The sequence below is a fragment of the Abyssisolibacter sp. ZYX002 genome (assembly GCF_056892235.1).
Genome location: NZ_JARMXH010000005.1, coordinates 57,416 through 74,746, shown reverse-complemented (window position 1 = coordinate 74,746; position 17,331 = coordinate 57,416). Strand labels below are relative to the sequence as shown.

The window sequence follows — 17,331 nt, the reverse complement described above, 5'->3', positions numbered from 1 at the left end:
CAAAGGAGTGAGACGATTTGAAAAAAGAATTCGAATGGAATTTTGCATATGATATATTAGATGGAATGATAGATTGGGTAAGAGTAGTAAGTATAGAAGGTGAAGTTATATATGTAAACAAAACATTGTCAAAAGATATGGGTAAGAATATATTGGGTTCAAAATGTTACTCACTGCTATGTAAGGACAAGCATTGTATAAACTGCATATCTCAAAAAACAATGAAGACGGGAGAATCTCATACAAAGATAGAGAATGTAAAGGAAAAAACATACTCAGTAAAAAGTTCACCTATACATGATAAAAATGGAGATATATATGCCGCAGTAGAAGTTTTTAGAGATATAACAAAGCAAAAAATATTAGAGAATAAGCTAACAAAGAAAAATATTGATATGCAAAGAGATATAGATTTTGCAAGAGTACTCCAACATAAAATATTACCTGAAAAAGGAAAACATGATTTTGTTGATATAGATTATATATACGAGCCATCTAAGTTATTAAGTGGAGATATATTTGATATATTTAATATAGGAGAAAGATATATGGGGGTGTATATTTGCGATGTAGTGGGACATGGAGTTACTGCATCAATGCTGACTATGTTTATCAGGCAGACTATGAGAGCTATTAAAGACAAATATCATTCTCCAGCAAAAACATTAAAATTACTACACGAAGAATTTATAAGGCTTAATCTTGATGATGATAAGTATTTTACAATTTTTTATGGAATATTTGACAAGTCAAATTATACGCTATCATGTGCTAATGCGGGGCATAATTGTGCTCCAATATTAATAAAAAACAATAAAGTTAGTTTAATAGAGATGACGGGATTTCCTATAATGAATTTATATAGAGACATTCAATACAGAGAACAAATTATAAAAATAAAAGAAAATGACAGCCTAATATTTTACACAGATGGTGTAATAGAAGCTAAGAATGATATAGGGGAATATATGGGAATAGACAGATTTCTAGATATGGTCAAAAGTAACATAAATAAAGATTTACTTTTGGCTATACAAAGGGATATGCAAAGACTAAATTATGATAATAAGCATGATGACATAGCTATATTAAAGATAAATATGCTATAAAAGAGAGTTATATTATAAGTAGAAAAGAAGCTAACATAACAGCTTCTTTTTTGCTTGGCAATATTGTAACGATATTAAATTATAAAATATAGAAAACTTTATATGGGGCTTTGTACCTAAATGTAACGAATTAGATACAAAAAAGCTATTATAAAAAGGAAAAATAGAGAATAACGAGAATATAGTAATACAATTATTATTATAAATAGCAGATTTAGGGGCGATAATGATGAAAAAAGTCAAACTGACAAGTATAAAGTATAAAATGATATTTGTCTCGCTATTTATTGGTAGTTTTGTTGCTATAGCATTAATGGTGATGACATATTTCAAATCTAGTGATAAATTAACTAGATTGTCAATTGAACATTATGAAAAAAACGTCAACGATTATTCTTTTATAATAGGTACTTGGTTTGCAGAAAAAATAAACGAAGTATCTATGTACTCAAGAGTACATGCCGTAAAAAATAAAGATTATAAGCAGGCTACCATATACTTGAAAAAAGAACTTAGCAACTATAATTGTACATATAAAAATTTTTTTATCAGTGATGTAAATGGAAAGTGCAGGAGTTTTATAAGTGCTAATCACAAATATGATTCAGTGAAAGGTATACAAGACATTAGTAATAAAGATTATTTTATAAGGGCTGTAAATGGAGAAGTAGTTATAACAAGTTCATTGGTATCTAAGATCGATGGAAAAAAGCAAATAGTGATAGCTTCACCTATAAAAGATAATGATAGAATAGTGGGAGTATTATGTGGAGTTATTTCATTAAGAAATTTAGAGAAAATATTAGAGTATTTAAATACTAATGCAGATTTAACTAAGAGTATGATAATAGATCAAGATGGGTTGATACTTATACATTCTAATAGTATAGATAATATGAAATACAATATATTTGAGCAATCAAAGGATGTGAGCAAAGAATTAGAAGAAGCGTCACACGAAATTATCTCTGGAAAATCAGGCTATATAAATGTTAAAGATAACAAAGAACTATATTATTACAGTTTAATACCAAGTACAGACTATAAAATATTATTTCAAGCGTCGAAGGACCTTATATATAAACCAGCAATTAATATGACTAATGAGCTTGTCATAATAGGGTTGATTGGTATTATAGTGACAGTTTTGATGTCCAAATTCATATCTAATTCTATTTCAAATCCAATGATTCAGTTGAATAATGTTATTTACAAAGCTTCGTTAGGAGATATGAGTGTTAGAGCAGAAATTAATACAAATGACGAAATAGGACAAGCAGCTAAAGGATTTAATAATATGATGGATAAAATTGGGGAGATGACATATTATGATCATTTAACTGCATTGCCAAATAAAAGATTTTTCAATGAAGCATTATCTAATATTTATTATAATAGCTCAGAGGCTAATAATGCAGCAGTGTTGTTAGTGGGAATAGATAAACTTAAGTCATATTATGATACATATGGTATAACTTTTGGAGATGAGTTGTTAAAACAGATAGCACATCAATTGAAAGAAACTGCAAATAGTAAGTATATGATGGCTAGAGTATCAGAAGAAGAGTTTGCCGTTCTTTTAAAAAATGTAATAAATGAAGATCAAATAATAAAATTTGCAAAAAATATACTAGGTGTACTAAACAAGGTATGGATATCAGATAACAAGAAACTATATATCAACTCAAACATTGGCATCAGTTATAAATGTAGCGACAAGTTATTAGAATATGCAAGAATAGCTATGCATTTTTCAAGGGAAAATGGAAGTTGTGGGTACGAATTTTATAAAGAAAAAATGAACAGTATATTATCAGATAGAGTTAACACAGAAAATAGTATATTATCAGGAATAGAGAACGGTGAATTTTATTTAGAATTTCAACCAATAATTGACGTAGAGAACCATCAAATGATGGGAGTAGAGGCCTTAACTAGGTGGAAAAGTTCACACAAAGGACTGATTAAGCCAGATGAATTTATACCATTAGCAGAAAAAAACGGGACCATAATACAACTAGGTGAGTGGATATTAAGAAATGCTTGTATACAAAATATGAAATGGGCAAAAAAATTAAATGAGCCCATTATGATATCAGTGAATATATCAATAATACAACTCAGACAGCTAGATTTTATAAATAGAGTAAAAAATATTCTTAGAGAGACAGGTATGGATCCTAAATATCTTGAATTAGAGATAACAGAAAGTATATTGGTCTGCAATGATGATTATATAGCAAAAGCACTTTTAGCGCTTAGAGAATTAGGAATAAGTGTTGCACTAGATGATTTTGGAACAGGATATAGTTCTTTAAGCTACTTAAATAAATTTAATTTTAATACTTTAAAAATAGACAAATCTTTTATTTCTAATTTGAGTGATAATACAAACAATAAAGCGCTTATAACATCAATATTAGATATAGCGCATAACTTAAATATAAATGTAACCGCAGAAGGAGTCGAAACAGAAGAGCAACTGAATTTTTTAAAATTAAAAAACTGCGATAAAATACAGGGATATTATTTTAGTCCACCAACTCATGCAGACGATATTTATCAATTAATAATACATAATTACACGTAATAAAATAAGATAATTAATAATACCCCATTTTTAATAAATCTTAAAGGATGTTACACTAACTATGAACATCCTTTGCCACCAAATGAAGTTATTTGGTGGTTTTATTTTTCTATTAAAACATAATATGGAATAAATAAAAAAATATACACACTTATGAATTATGTGGCTGATAGCTCGGAATAAAAGAGCAGATGATTGAAAATATTGATGAATAATGATATAATCTATTGATGCTGGGTTTAATTATAAAGATATGTTTACATTTGATATAGAATTGTAATATTTTTTTTGGTGATTTTCAAATATAATATGTTATATATTATAAAAAATATAGTTTTTGAGCAAGATAAAATTAACTAAAGAAGTTCTTGTCATAGAAAACGAGAAAAGGAGCATAATATGAAATACTTTATTAGAATTTTTATAATTGCTTTTGTATGTTTTGCATTAGCAGTAGGAGCCGGTATAATGGCTTATAATAAAATATATGAGCCACAAAAAGATATAGGAGCAAAAAATCCCCTAAGCATGGGAGAGAATGTTCCGATAGTAGATAAAATAGATGATAAAGATCCTTTAGGTATCGCTATAAATAACAGTAAGAGAATAAATGTAGTTTTACTGGGATTGGAAGGTACAAGAACAGATACAATAATATTTGCAAGTTTTGACCGTAAAACTAAGAAGGTGGACATGCTTTCAATACCTAGAGATACTTATTATTGGGATGAAGGATATAATAAACCAGATCAAAAGAAAATTAATGCCAAATATGGTAGAAGCAATGCCAAAGGAACCATGACTGCAGTTTCTAATATATTGTGTAAAATACCAATTCATTATTATGTAAGTGTGACATATAAAGGTGTTGAAGATATAGTAAATTCATTAGGTGGAGTTGAAGTTAATGTTCCATTCCATATGGAGTATCACGATACAACACCTGGCAAGAGTTTGCATATCAATATACCAAAAGGAAGACAGGTTTTAGATGGGAGAACAGCTGTAAAGTTTTTAAGATATAGAAAAGGATACAAAAATGGAGACCTTGGAAGGATACAAGCACAACAGCAGTTTGTAAAATCAGCAATAGATAAAGCATTATCATTCAAATTGTTAAAAGTTATAAGTTCTGCTTTTGACTGTGTTAAAACAGATATGCCATTAACAGATATGTTAGCATATGGGAAAGATGCATACGGAATTAATACATCAAAAGATATAAGTATGTCAGTGCTAGAGGGAAAAGCTAGATATAAAGATAGATTATCTTATTTCTTTCATGATTCAAAAAAGACTAGACAATATGTACTAGATCTTTATGGTGTAAAAGAGGTAGAAGATAAAGAGGAACAAAAAAGCAAAAAATAAAAGGTGTATTAGATAGAACGAGGGGGAGAACACAAAGATGAAATTTTTTGTCAGGATATTTATAATAGCCTTGATTTGTTTTGCATTAGCTATAGGAGCAGGAATATTAGCTTATATGAGAATGTATGAACCTTTACCAGAGCCTACTCAAGGAGGGAATATTAAACAACCGATTGATAAAGAGAAAGATAATGAACAAGAAAGAACACCGTTACAAACCGCGATGAATGAAAGTAATAGAGTAAATGTGATATTGATGGGATTAGAAGGAACAAGAACAGATACCATGATATTTGCTAGCTTTGACCCAGATAAAAAGAAGTTGAATCTATTATCTATACCAAGAGACACCTATTATCATGAAGATGGTATATTTAAAGACAAAGGAAGCAACAAAATAAATGCAGTTTATGGACGTAGTGGGAAAAGAGGAGTAATAGATGCTGTTTCAAACGTGCTTGGAGGAGTTCCAATAGAGTTTTATATCTCAGTTGGCTATAATGGGGTAGAAGAAATAGTAGATGCAATTGGAGGGGTAGAAGTAGTAGTTCCGAGGAATTTAGACTATGATGATACAGGTGAAGGGCGAAGCCTTCATATAAAGATAAAAAAAGGTAAGCAAGTGTTAAATGGAAAGAATTCAGTTGAATTCTTAAGATGGAGAAAAAATAACGATGGTACAGGCTATCCCGATGGAGATCTCGGAAGAATAAAAACACAACAAAAATTTATTAAGTTAGCTATAGAAAAGGCACTTGGATTGAAATTACCATCAGTAGTTAACACAGCTACTAAGTATATTAAAACAAATATACCACTACAAAAAATGTTGTTATATGCTAATAGTGCAATAGAAATAGATACAGAAAAAGATATAACAATGAACACATTACCGGGAGTAGCTAAAAAAGATGATTATTACAGAAGAGATGTTAAGGAAATAAAAGAATATGTCATGAATATGTATGGAGTAACTGAGAGAAATTAAAATTATAAAGGTGCGAATATATAGCAAAGCTATATGTTCGCACCTTAGATTTATGACAAAGTCATCAAGATAGCAGACTGTAGTAAAAGTTCTAGGTCAAGGCGTGTTAAAATTGAGTAGCAGAGCTTACTTAAAGGTAAGTGAGCAACGGAATTTTAACAACAACGCAGAAATTGAGCTTTTGTCTACAGTCTGAGGTGTGAATATTATAGCAAAGCTATATATTCGCACCTTTTTTAAAACTATTCATAAGCTTATTTCCAACTTCGTATATATTACCAGCACCCATAGTTATTACAATATCGCCATCAGTACAGTTAGATAATATATGTTTTTTTATATCATCAAAATTTTTAATATAATTAGCATTTACACCGTTTGATTTTAGCTTATCAACCAAATGATTTGAATGTACTAAACCATTATCAATTTCCCTAGCGGCATATATATCTGTGATTATTACATTGTCACAATTATAAAATGCTTCAGAAAACTCATTTAATAGTTCATATGTTCTAGTATAAGTATGTGGCTGAAATATACAATAGAGTTTGTTATGTTTTATTTCCCTAGCAGAATTTAAAGTTGCTTTTACGGCTGTAGGATGATGAGCATAGTCATCAATAATAGTTATATTGTTAGTAATGCCTTTAAATTCAAATCTACGCTCAGTTCCATCAAATTCAGATATTTTGGAAACAATATAATCTATATTTAAACCATATACATGAGCAGTAGCTATAGCTGCTAAAGAATTGTAGATATTGTGAACACCCATAGATTTTAAAACAACTTTTTTACGTACTTTGTTATTTATATTTAGTACATAACTAGAAGTATTTTGACCTATAGAAATATCTTCAGCCAAGTAATTGCAGCTTTTATTAATGCCAAAAGTGAAACAACTACATTTTAGATTATCTATCAATTTCATGCAATTTTCATCATCTCCATTTATGATTAGAGAGCCGTCAACGGGCAACTTTTGTACAAATTCTCTAAAAGTATCAATGATATGTTCAATTGATGAGAAATAATCCATATGGTCTTTATCTATATTTAATATAATTTCGATAGAAGGGTGAAATTTTAAAAAGTTACTTTTATATTCACAAGCTTCAGTTAATAGTAATTTAGTATCACCAATTTGAATATTTCCATTAATACAACCCATGTTGCCGCCTAATAGAATAGTTGGATTAATAGGTGAGTTGTAGAGTATACTAGCTAGCATACCTGTTGTGGTTGTCTTACCATGAGTTCCAGAAACAGCTATAGAATCATTATAGTTTTGCATTATGCTTCCTAGAAAAGTTGCTCTATCAACAATAGTAATATCATTATTTACTGATTCAAGTAGCTCTGGATTATTCTCACTTATAGCAGATGTATAAACTACCATATCAGCACCAAAAACGTTTTTTTTATCATGATTAATGAATATATTAGCTCCTTTATTCTTTAATCTATCAAGTGTATATGAACTCTTCATATCAGAACCTGATACTTTATATCCAGCATCTAAGCATATTTCGGCTAAACCACTCATGCTTATGCCACCGATGCCAATAAAATGTATATGATTACATTTTTCATTTGCTTTTGTAAAAGTCAACATATAGTAATACCTCCCAATAAAAACTAGTATTTATATTATTACCAATTTTTTTGCTGTTATTTCATTCTATTAGAAAAAATCAATTATAGTTACAATTATAACATAGATGATTGTAAATTAGCTAAATGTGATGATAACAAAAATATTAAGAAATTTATTGATAAACACGAATTAAATCATATATAATAAATATAAATATTCGTGCTTTTTGGAGGTTAAAAGTGAATAAATTAAAAAGAAATGAGAGAATAGGTGCATTAATGAATATCTTAACAGATAATCCTAATAAAATATTTACTTATAATTATTTTAATGATAAATTTGATGCAGCTAAATCAACTATAAGTGAAGATATTGTTATAATAAAAAAATTAGTAGAAAAGCTTCAATTAGGTTATATAGAAACACTATCAGGAGTATCAGGCGGAGTTAGATATCTCCCGGCGTTAAATAATAGCCAAATTATAAAACTTCTAGATAAAATGTGTAAAGATATATCTATGGGCAACAGAGTAATAGCAGGTGGATTTATATATATGATAGATTTATTATATTCGCCAGAGTGGATTTATAATATTGGCAAAATATTTTACTCTGTTTTCAAGGATAAGGAAATTGATTACATTATAACAGTTGAGACAAAGGGAATTCCACTTGCTTTAATGACAGCTAAAATTTTTAATAAACCACTAATAATAATTAGGAAAGATTCAAAAATAACAGAAGGACCAACGGTTAGTATAAATTATGTTTCTGGTTCAACAAAAAAGATTCAGACCATGTCCTTAGCAAGAAAAGCATTAAAAGAAGGTTCTAAAGTATTAGTTATAGATGATTTTATGAGAGCAGGTGGTACAATAAAAGGAATTTATGACATGATGCATGAATTTGATGCAAAAGTAGTGGGAACAGGTATTTTAGTATCAACAGAAATTCCTGAAAACAAAGTTGTAGATGATTACGTGTCATTATTAAAATTAAAAAATATAAATGAAATAACTAAAAGCGTTGAAATAGCTGTAAATGATGACATGTTTTTGAAATAAAATTATTAAAAAAAGTAATAATTTTAAAAAAAAGAAGGAATTACCAAAATAATATAGAATTATACTGTATATACAACTGAGTTATGCAGGAAGGTGGTGAGATCATGAACGTTACTGATGTTAGAGTAAGAAAAATAAACAATGATGGAAAAATGAAAGCTATTGTTTCTGTAACATTCGACAATGAGTTTGTGGTACACGACATAAAGATTATTGAAGGGCAGAATGGATTGTTTATAGCTATGCCAAGTAGAAAGATGGTAGATGGAGAATTTAGAGATATAGCCCACCCAATAAACTCTGAAACAAGAAGCAAGATACAAGAAGCGGTATTTTCAGAATACCAAAAAGAAGTTGAAGTAGAATGTGCAGAATAAAAGAGTCCTAGACTCTTTTATTTTTTGCCATTAAATTTGTTATTAGCGATATGTTTTGTTATAATACAAGGGAAAAAGAAGATATTTATTCTATAAATTTGACAAAAACTAAAAATTAAATAGATCAAAGTTAGAGAGGCGGGAAAGTATGATTATATCAGTAATACTAGCAGCAGGTGAAGGATCAAGGATGAAATCAAAGTTACCAAAAGCTGTGCATAAAGTTTGTGGTAAAAGTATTATAAATTATATGATGAGTACGTGTATAAATGGAGGTAGTGATAAAAGCGTAATAATAGTAGGACATAATAAAGAAGAAGTATTAAAAGAGATTGAAAAACATGGACAAAATAAAGTAGAAGCTATAGAGCAACCGATAGGAGAAAACGTTCCTTATGGAACAGGATATGCGGTGATGCAAGCTAAAGAATATATTGGCGATGATGACACAGTTATAACACTTTGTGGAGATACACCTTTAGTTACAGATACAACAATCAAAAAGATAATAGAATATCATGATAGGGAAAAAAATGAAGTAACAATATTAACGGCTGATATTAATAATCCAAAAGGATATGGAAGAATAATTAGAGATGAATTAAATAGGACAGTATCAGAGATAGTAGAAGAGAAAGATGCGGATGAAATGCAAAAGGCTATAAAAGAAGTGAATTCAGGTATATATTGTTTTAGTGGTAAGCGATTGAAAGAAGCGCTTAAAAAACTCACAAATGATAATTCTCAGAATGAATACTATTTAACAGATACAATAAAGATACTGAAACAAGATGGATATAAAGTAGGTGCTTGTAAACTTGATGATAACAATGAAATTTTAGGTATTAATTCAAGAGTACAGCTAGCAGAAGTACAACAAATAATGCAAAAGAGGATAAACGATGAGATTATGCTCAGTGGAGTGACGATAATAAACCCAAATAGCACATACATAGAGTATGGGGTAGAAATAGGAAGAGACACAATCATATATCCAAACACATATATAGAAGGATCTACGATTATAGGAAAAGATTGTGTCATAGGACCAAATAGTAGAATAATAGATAGTACTATTGGAAATGATGTTAAAGTTGAACAGTCAACTATTGTGGAAAGTAAAATAGGGGATAATACAACAATAGGACCATATGCTTACTTACGTCCAAATAGTAATATAGGAAACAATGTTAAAATAGGTGATTTTGTTGAAGTAAAGAATTCTACCATTGGAAATAACACTAAAGCTAGCCATCTGGCCTATATAGGAGATGCTAATGTAGGAGATAAAGTTAATATAGGATGTGGCGTAGTATTTGTAAATTACGATGGTGTAAATAAGCATCAAACAACAGTTGAGGATAATGTGTTTGTAGGAAGTAACTGTAATTTGGTAGCGCCAGTAACAATCAAAGAAAACGCGTTACTAGCAGCGGGATCAACTATTACTGATGATGTACAGGCAAATGCACTTTCAATAGCAAGAGCAAGACAGATTAATAAAGATAATTGGGTAAAGAACAAAAAATAAAATATACACAGTTAGACAAAATTTAATTGTAGAGAAGTACATTTGTGTTATAATAAGAAATGTGATTTTACAAAATACAACGATTAATTTGTTTTATAATAAAAGGAGGAATTTTAGTGTGTTCTAATAATAAAATGGGCATAAAAATTTTCACTGGTAATGCAAATAAAGAACTTGCAGAAAAAATATGTAAAGAAATCGGTGTTGATTTAGGAGACAGTGTAGTAGGTACATTCAGTGATGGAGAAATTTCAGTAGATATCAACGAGACCGTAAGAGGTGGCGATGTTTATGTTATACAGTCTACATGTCCGCCAGTTAATGAAAATCTAATGGAATTATTAATAATGATTGATGCATTTAAAAGAGCATCTGCAGGGAGAATAAATGCAGTTATACCTTACTATGGCTATGCAAGACAAGATAGAAAGACAAAGGCAAGAGACCCAATTACATCAAAACTTGTTGCTGATATCCTAACTACAGCTGGAGCGGATAGAGTTGTAACTATAGATTTACATGCGGCTCAATTACAAGGATATTTTGATATACCAGTAGATCATTTAAAAGCAGTGCCTATTTTAGCAAAGTATTTTAAAGATAACGATTTAGTTGATAAAGATACAGTTATAGTATCACCAGATATAGGTGGAGTTAGAAGAGCTAGGAACTTTGCAAGTATATTAGATTTACCGATAGCTATTATAGAAAAGAGAAGACCAAAAGCAAATGTTTCAGAGGTAATGAATGTAATAGGAGATATACAAGATAAGAACGTTATAATAGTTGATGATATCATCGATACAGCAGGATCAATGACAAAGGCAGCAAAAGTCTTAAAGGATTTTGGTGCAAAAAGAGTGTATGCATGTTGTGCGCATGCTGTATTATCTGGACCAGCAATAGAGAGAATAGAAAATTCGGTTATAGAGAAGTTGGTAGTAACTGATACTATACCATTAACACAGGAAAAGCAAATTAAAAACATAGAAGTAATGTCAATATCGCCATTGTTTGCAGAAGCAATAAAGAGAATTAACAATAATGATTCAGTAAGTAAGTTATTTGATTAGAATTAAAAAAAGCTGTATACATGGCTATATATGAAGGATAAATTAGTATAAGGAGTTGAATGACTTGTATGCAGTTATAGGGTTAGGCAATCCAGGTAGTAAATATTCAGATACAAAACACAACGTAGGATTCAATACCATAGATTGTATTGCACAGAAATACAGTGTAAAGCTAAATAAGATTAAATTTAAGGCAGTATATGGAGAAACAAATATTGAGGGGAATAAAGTAATATTAGTTAAACCTCAAACATATATGAATAATAGTGGAATCTCTGTAATGGAGCTATTAAAATATACCAATATACCCGTGCAGAATTTAATAGTAATATACGATGACATAGATATAGACCTTGGGACTATTAGAATAAGGAAAAAGGGTAGTGCAGGAAGTCATAATGGAATGAAATCTATAATTTATCATATAAAAAATGATGATTTTCCAAGAATTAGAATAGGAATAGGAAGGCCTAATCAAGGTCAAGATTTAGCGTATTTTGTGCTTAATAAATTTAATAAAGAAGAAAGAGAAAAAATAGATGAAATCGTAGAGATAGCAAGTGATTCAGTAATAGAAATAATAAAAAATAACGTGGATTATGCTATGAATAAATTTAATAAAAAGAAATAAAGATGAACGCAACTTTATAACTGACAAGGGGGATGTCTCGTAAGACAGCCCCTAGGTTTGTTATAACTTTTTATAAAACTGATAAGAAGTTTATACTTTTAATATTAAGAGTGTGTACTTGTTATCAGTTATAATTAGCACATCAAAAGGAGTTGGTACTGTTGGAGAAAAACATATTTATAGACCAAATGAAAAACCTTAAACCATACAAAAAAATTGTAGACTGTATAAAAAAAGATATATCTCCTATACAAGTACATGGAATTTTACAAGAAAATATTAGTCATATAGCATACTGTTTAAATACTGAGTTGTCTAACCAAATATTAATAGTCACACATGATGAATTTAGAGCTAAAAGGATTGTAGAAGATTTAAAATTTTATGGTAAAACAGTAGAGCATTATCCAGTAAAACAAATGCTTTTATATGATATAGATGCGTATAGTCATGAGATAAATGACCAAAGATTAAAAGTAATGAATAAGCTTTTTAGTAATCAAAAAATAATAGTAGTAGCATCCATAGAGACATTGTTAAATAGAGTTATGATGCCAGAGACATTTGGTGAGTGTAGATTTTCAATAGATTCACAGCAAGAACTCAATTTAGAGGAGTGCATAAATAATTTTATAATAAATGGATACGAAAGAGTTGATATGGTAGAAGGTACGGGTCAGTTTAGTGTTAGAGGAGGATTAATAGACTTCTTTCCATCAAATTCAAATAACCCTGTTAGAATAGAGTTGTTTGGAGATGAAGTAGATTCAATAAGGTGCTTTGATTTAAAAGATCAAAGGTCAATGTATAATCTTGATCGTATAGACGTACCACCTTTTAAAGAGGTATTAATAGAAAAAAATCAAATAGGCGATATAAGTAAAAAGTTGCAAAGAGATTTACAAAAATCAATTAAAAGGATATCAAAAGAGTCGTTTAGTAGCATTGTGGATAGATTAGAGGAGAAGTTTAAAGCATATATACACAGTTTAAATGAAGGTGTTGATATTCAAAATATAAATATGTTAATACCATATGTAGATAGGTTAACAAGTATACTAAGCTATTTTAATAAAAATAGCTTAGTAATATTGGATGATCCTCAAAGAATAATGGATGAATGTAAAAATATTAAAGAAGATTTTATAAGTAAGTACACAGATTTGTACGAAAGAGGAGAATTATTAGGAAAACACAAAGATATATATCTAGATTGCGATGATATTTTAGAAGATATAAAGTCCAAGAATTGTATTTGCATGTCGTCGTTATTAAAAAATAATAAAAACTTTAAATTCAAAGAAATTATAAGCATAGTATCTAAAGAAATTCAGCCGTTTCATAATAAGATGCAATTAATAGCTGATGAATTAAAAAGACTTAAATATAGCGGATATAAAATAATAATACCATCAGGGACACAGGAAAGAGGAAAAAGACTGGAGAAGAGTCTCAAAGAATTAGACGTAGAGTGTTTGTATACAGACAAAAAAGAAGTAGAGATCTTTTCTGGGCAGGTATTTATAACAGAAGGTACTATTAGTAAAGGGTTTGAATATCCAGAATTAAAGCTAATGATTATAAGTGATAGAGAGATATTTGGTGTAAACAAGAAAAAGAGGACCTCAAAATCAAAAGAAAGTGGCAGAAAGATTTCTTCATTTACAGATTTAAAAATAGGAGATTATGTAGTACATGAAAGTCACGGTATAGGCAAATACACTGGTATAGAGCAATTAGACGTGCAGGGAATAAAGAAAGATTATATGTGCATAAAGTATTCGGGAGAAGATAAGTTGTTTGTACCAGTTGAACAAATGGATCTAATACAAAAATATATTGGAGCAGATTCAGTAAGACCAAAAATCAATAAATTAGGTAGTGGAGATTGGATAAAAACAAAAAATAAGGTCAAAAAATCAATAGAGGATATGGCTAAAGATTTACTTGAGCTATATGCAAAAAGGCATATGCAAAAGGGACATGAGTTTTTAAAAGACACGCTATGGCAAAAACAATTTGAAGATATGTTTCCATATGAAGAAACTCCTGATCAGTTAAAATGTATAAAAGAGATAAAAGACAACATGCAGAAGAAGGAAGCGATGGACAGATTGTTATGTGGAGATGTTGGCTATGGAAAAACCGAAGTAGCATTAAGAGCTGCATTTAAAGCGGTTATGGAAAGTAAGCAGGTGGCTATATTAGTTCCGACGACAATATTAGCTCAGCAACATTACAATACTATAGTTAACAGGTTCAAAGATTTTCCAGTGAAAGTAGAAATGCTCAGTAGATTTAGAACACCATCACAGCAAAAAAAGATATTATCAAATCTAAAAGGTGCAAATTTAGACATAATAGTAGGAACACATAGAATGCTTTCAAAAGACGTTATATTTCATGATTTGGGATTACTAATTATAGATGAGGAACAGAGATTTGGAGTTAAGCATAAAGAAAAAATAAAGCAAATAAAAGAAAACATAGATGTATTAACATTAACAGCTACACCTATTCCAAGAACGCTTCATATGTCTTTAATAGGTGTTAGAGATATGAGTTTAATAGAAGAGCCGCCAGAAGAAAGATATCCCATACAAACCTATGTTATGGAATATAACGACCAATTAGTAGTTGATGCAATAAAAAAAGAGATGAACCGAAATGGACAGGTGTATTTTGTGTATAACAGAGTTAAGGGTATAAAAAAGATGGCATCTCGTATAAAAGCACTTGTCCCAGAAGCTAGAATTGCAGTTGGACATGGTCAAATGAGTGAGAGAGAATTAGAACATATAATGATTGATTACTTAAATGGGGAATATGATGTTTTAGTATGTACAACAATAATAGAAACAGGGCTGGATATACCGAATGTAAATACAATGATAGTATATGATGCTGATAAAATGGGGCTATCACAGCTTTATCAATTAAGAGGAAGAGTTGGTAGATCAAATAAAGTAGCATTTGCTTATTTTACTTATGAAAAAGACAAGGTTTTATCAGAAATTGCAGAGAAAAGACTTAAAGCCATTAAAGAGTTTACTGAATTTGGTTCAGGTTTTAAGATAGCTATGAGGGATTTAGAAATAAGAGGAGCAGGTAATATACTTGGTTCAGAACAACATGGTCATATGGCTGCAATCGGTTATGACTTGTATGTAAAGTACTTAGAAGAGACAGTAGATCAGTTAAAAGGAAAGGTAAAAGAAAAACAGGTAGATACTGCGATAGAGCTTAATGTAAATTGTTATATACCTAAAAGATATATCCAAAATGAACAACAAAAAGTTGATATGTATAAGAAAATATCAACTATAAAGAGCTTGGAAGATACAAGTGATACAATAGAAGAGTTAATAGATAGGTATGGAGATTTGCCAAAAGAAGTAGAAAATCTAATCAAGATAGCCTACATTAAATCTATTTGCAGAAGAAACCATATTCTAAGTGTAGAACAAAAAAAGAATATATTTAAGGTGCAGTTTGATGATGTGAATGTTTTAACCCCAGTGTTCATAAATGAGTTTTCACAATATTTTAGAAGAGGGATTAATTTTGATTTGTCAAAAACACCTGGTTTGAAATACAAACTTAATAATACATCTCAAAATAGCATTATATCAACATTAGAAAAAATAGTTAATAAAATTGATAGTTTAAATAATAGACAAATTGATATATAATAGATTAGTGGTACAAATGATTTTATCTAGTTAGGAGTGAAAAACTTGAAAAAAAATAGATTAATAATTTTTATGGCTATAATTATAAGTTTAGCCGCATTTGTTGGATGTAGTAAAGATAATAAGGATGTAGTAGCAAAAGTAAATGGGCAAGCAATCACGAAAGATGATTTGGATCAATATGTAACTTTCCAAAAAAAGGTAGCAGAAGCAAATGGACAAATATCTCCAGATATGTGGGATAATAACTATGGTGATGGAAGAACTTTTGAAGAAGTAATAAAAGAGATAGCGTTAGAAGAGCTAATAATGCAGGATGTTCTAAAGCAAATGGCAAAAGAGCACAATGTAGAAGCTAGCGATAAAGAGATAGAAGAAGAATTTAAAAAACAAATTTCAACAGATGAGCAAAAAGCAAATTTTAAAAAGTACCTTGAAAATATGAAAATAACTGAAAAGTTTTTTAAGCAAGTGCTTATAAAAAGAGGTATTATTGCTAATAAATATGTTGATGAAGTTATAAAAGTTGATGACAAAAAAGCTAAAGAGTATTATGAGCAAAGAAAGGCACTGTTTGATCAAGTAAGAGCAAGTCACATATTAGTAAAGACAGAAGAAGAAGCTAAGGCAATCAAAAAACAGTTAGATGAAGGTGCCAAATTTGAAGAGTTAGCAAAAGAAAAATCTTTATGTCCTTCAAAAGAAAATGGTGGAGACTTAGGGTTTAAAACATACAACGGTTGGGTTAAGGAATTCTCCCAAAAAGCTTTTGAACTAGAAGTAGGACAAATAAGTGAACCAGTTAAAACGAATTATGGTTACCATATAATAAAAGTTACAGATAAGAAATTTGGGTTCGAAAAAAACAAAGACCAAGTAATAAGAGCTATGAAGCAAGAAGAATATCAAAAACAAATGCAAGAGTTTAGAAGTAAGGCAAAAGTGGAAATATTAATAGAACTTGCTAAACCGAAGTCAGAAGAAAAAGACAAGAAGCAAGAAGGTGACAAAACACAAGGAGAAGATAAAAAACAAGATAACAAAGAAGAAAAAGATAGTTCACAAAACAAAGACAAACAAACAAATAACAATAATGATAAGAAAGAATAGAGAAAAGCCGAGATTCGGCTTTTTTTGTTTAAACAAAAGCTAAGTTCTATTTTCTATAAAATTACCGTTGCTAGCATATCTTTAATTAAACACTGTTATTTAATATTAATAACTTTGTACTTGAATTTTTACTATAGTTTTCCAGATGATAGACTATGTTATCAATCTTTTTTTATGATATACGTTTAATTTTTT

The 17,331-nt window shown here is 29.5% G+C and carries 12 protein-coding genes; 11 read left to right on the top strand and 1 reads right to left on the bottom strand.

Annotated elements, in window-relative coordinates; genetic code table 11:
- Positions 1-17 precede the first annotated feature (17 nt).
- The 4 genes from P3X86_RS14855 to P3X86_RS14840 all read left to right on the top strand — a co-directional run bounded on the left by P3X86_RS14855 (position 18) and on the right by P3X86_RS14840 (position 6,058).
- Entirely contained in the window at positions 18-1,109 is a 1,092-nt protein-coding gene (locus tag P3X86_RS14855) for a PP2C family protein-serine/threonine phosphatase (RefSeq protein ID WP_483293498.1), read from the top strand.
- 229 nt (positions 1,110-1,338) lie between these two features.
- The gene (locus P3X86_RS14850; protein WP_483293497.1) at positions 1,339-3,699 is read left to right on the top strand and encodes a bifunctional diguanylate cyclase/phosphodiesterase; all 2,361 of its coding nucleotides are present in this window, start codon (positions 1,339-1,341) and stop codon (positions 3,697-3,699) included.
- A 399-nt stretch (positions 3,700-4,098) separates the two neighbouring features.
- The gene (locus P3X86_RS14845) at positions 4,099-5,070 is read left to right on the top strand and encodes an LCP family protein (RefSeq protein WP_483293496.1); all 972 of its coding nucleotides are present in this window, start codon (positions 4,099-4,101) and stop codon (positions 5,068-5,070) included.
- A gap of 37 nt (positions 5,071-5,107) precedes the next feature.
- Complete coding sequence (locus P3X86_RS14840) at positions 5,108-6,058, top strand: LCP family protein (protein WP_483293495.1); 951 nt, start codon at positions 5,108-5,110, stop codon at positions 6,056-6,058.
- A gap of 217 nt (positions 6,059-6,275) precedes the next feature.
- Here P3X86_RS14840 and murC read toward each other — a convergent pair whose 3' ends face one another.
- Complete coding sequence (murC, locus tag P3X86_RS14835) at positions 6,276-7,676, bottom strand: UDP-N-acetylmuramate--L-alanine ligase (protein ID WP_483293494.1); 1,401 nt, start codon at positions 7,674-7,676, stop codon at positions 6,276-6,278.
- A gap of 221 nt (positions 7,677-7,897) precedes the next feature.
- On the opposite strand from murC, the gene purR reads away from it, so the two are divergent.
- From purR to P3X86_RS14800, 7 genes are all read left to right on the top strand, one after another.
- The gene (purR, locus tag P3X86_RS14830; protein WP_483293493.1) at positions 7,898-8,722 is read left to right on the top strand and encodes a pur operon repressor; all 825 of its coding nucleotides are present in this window, start codon (positions 7,898-7,900) and stop codon (positions 8,720-8,722) included.
- 104 nt (positions 8,723-8,826) lie between these two features.
- A complete protein-coding gene (gene spoVG, locus P3X86_RS14825) occupies positions 8,827-9,099 on the top strand; it encodes a septation regulator SpoVG (RefSeq protein WP_483293492.1) in 273 nt (90 codons plus the stop codon).
- A gap of 148 nt (positions 9,100-9,247) precedes the next feature.
- Positions 9,248-10,630, top strand: a complete 1,383-nt coding sequence (glmU, locus tag P3X86_RS14820) for a bifunctional UDP-N-acetylglucosamine diphosphorylase/glucosamine-1-phosphate N-acetyltransferase GlmU (RefSeq protein ID WP_483293491.1) — start codon at positions 9,248-9,250, stop codon at positions 10,628-10,630.
- A 134-nt stretch (positions 10,631-10,764) separates the two neighbouring features.
- Positions 10,765-11,703 (top strand): ribose-phosphate diphosphokinase, encoded by a 939-nt coding sequence (locus tag P3X86_RS14815; RefSeq protein ID WP_483293729.1) that lies wholly within the window; start codon positions 10,765-10,767, stop codon positions 11,701-11,703.
- Positions 11,704-11,767: 64 nt separating this feature from the next.
- Positions 11,768-12,334, top strand: a complete 567-nt coding sequence (pth, locus tag P3X86_RS14810; protein ID WP_483293490.1) for an aminoacyl-tRNA hydrolase — start codon at positions 11,768-11,770, stop codon at positions 12,332-12,334.
- 161 nt (positions 12,335-12,495) lie between these two features.
- Positions 12,496-16,026 (top strand): transcription-repair coupling factor, encoded by a 3,531-nt coding sequence (gene mfd / locus P3X86_RS14805; RefSeq protein ID WP_483293489.1) that lies wholly within the window; start codon positions 12,496-12,498, stop codon positions 16,024-16,026.
- Between the two features lie 45 nt (positions 16,027-16,071).
- A complete protein-coding gene (locus P3X86_RS14800; RefSeq protein ID WP_483293488.1) occupies positions 16,072-17,136 on the top strand; it encodes a peptidylprolyl isomerase in 1,065 nt (354 codons plus the stop codon).
- Positions 17,137-17,331: the final 195 nt, after the last annotated feature.

Coding starts and splice junctions, on each gene's coding strand:
- murC (WP_483293494.1), bottom strand. CDS start 7,676: ATGTTGACTTTTACAAAAGCAAATGAAAAATGTAATCATATACATTTT.
- P3X86_RS14840 (WP_483293495.1), top strand. CDS start 5,108: ATGAAATTTTTTGTCAGGATATTTATAATAGCCTTGATTTGTTTTGCA.
- P3X86_RS14815 (WP_483293729.1), top strand. CDS start 10,765: ATGGGCATAAAAATTTTCACTGGTAATGCAAATAAAGAACTTGCAGAA.
- spoVG (WP_483293492.1), top strand. CDS start 8,827: ATGAACGTTACTGATGTTAGAGTAAGAAAAATAAACAATGATGGAAAA.
- P3X86_RS14845 (WP_483293496.1), top strand. CDS start 4,099: ATGAAATACTTTATTAGAATTTTTATAATTGCTTTTGTATGTTTTGCA.
- glmU (WP_483293491.1), top strand. CDS start 9,248: ATGATTATATCAGTAATACTAGCAGCAGGTGAAGGATCAAGGATGAAA.
- P3X86_RS14850 (WP_483293497.1), top strand. CDS start 1,339: ATGAAAAAAGTCAAACTGACAAGTATAAAGTATAAAATGATATTTGTC.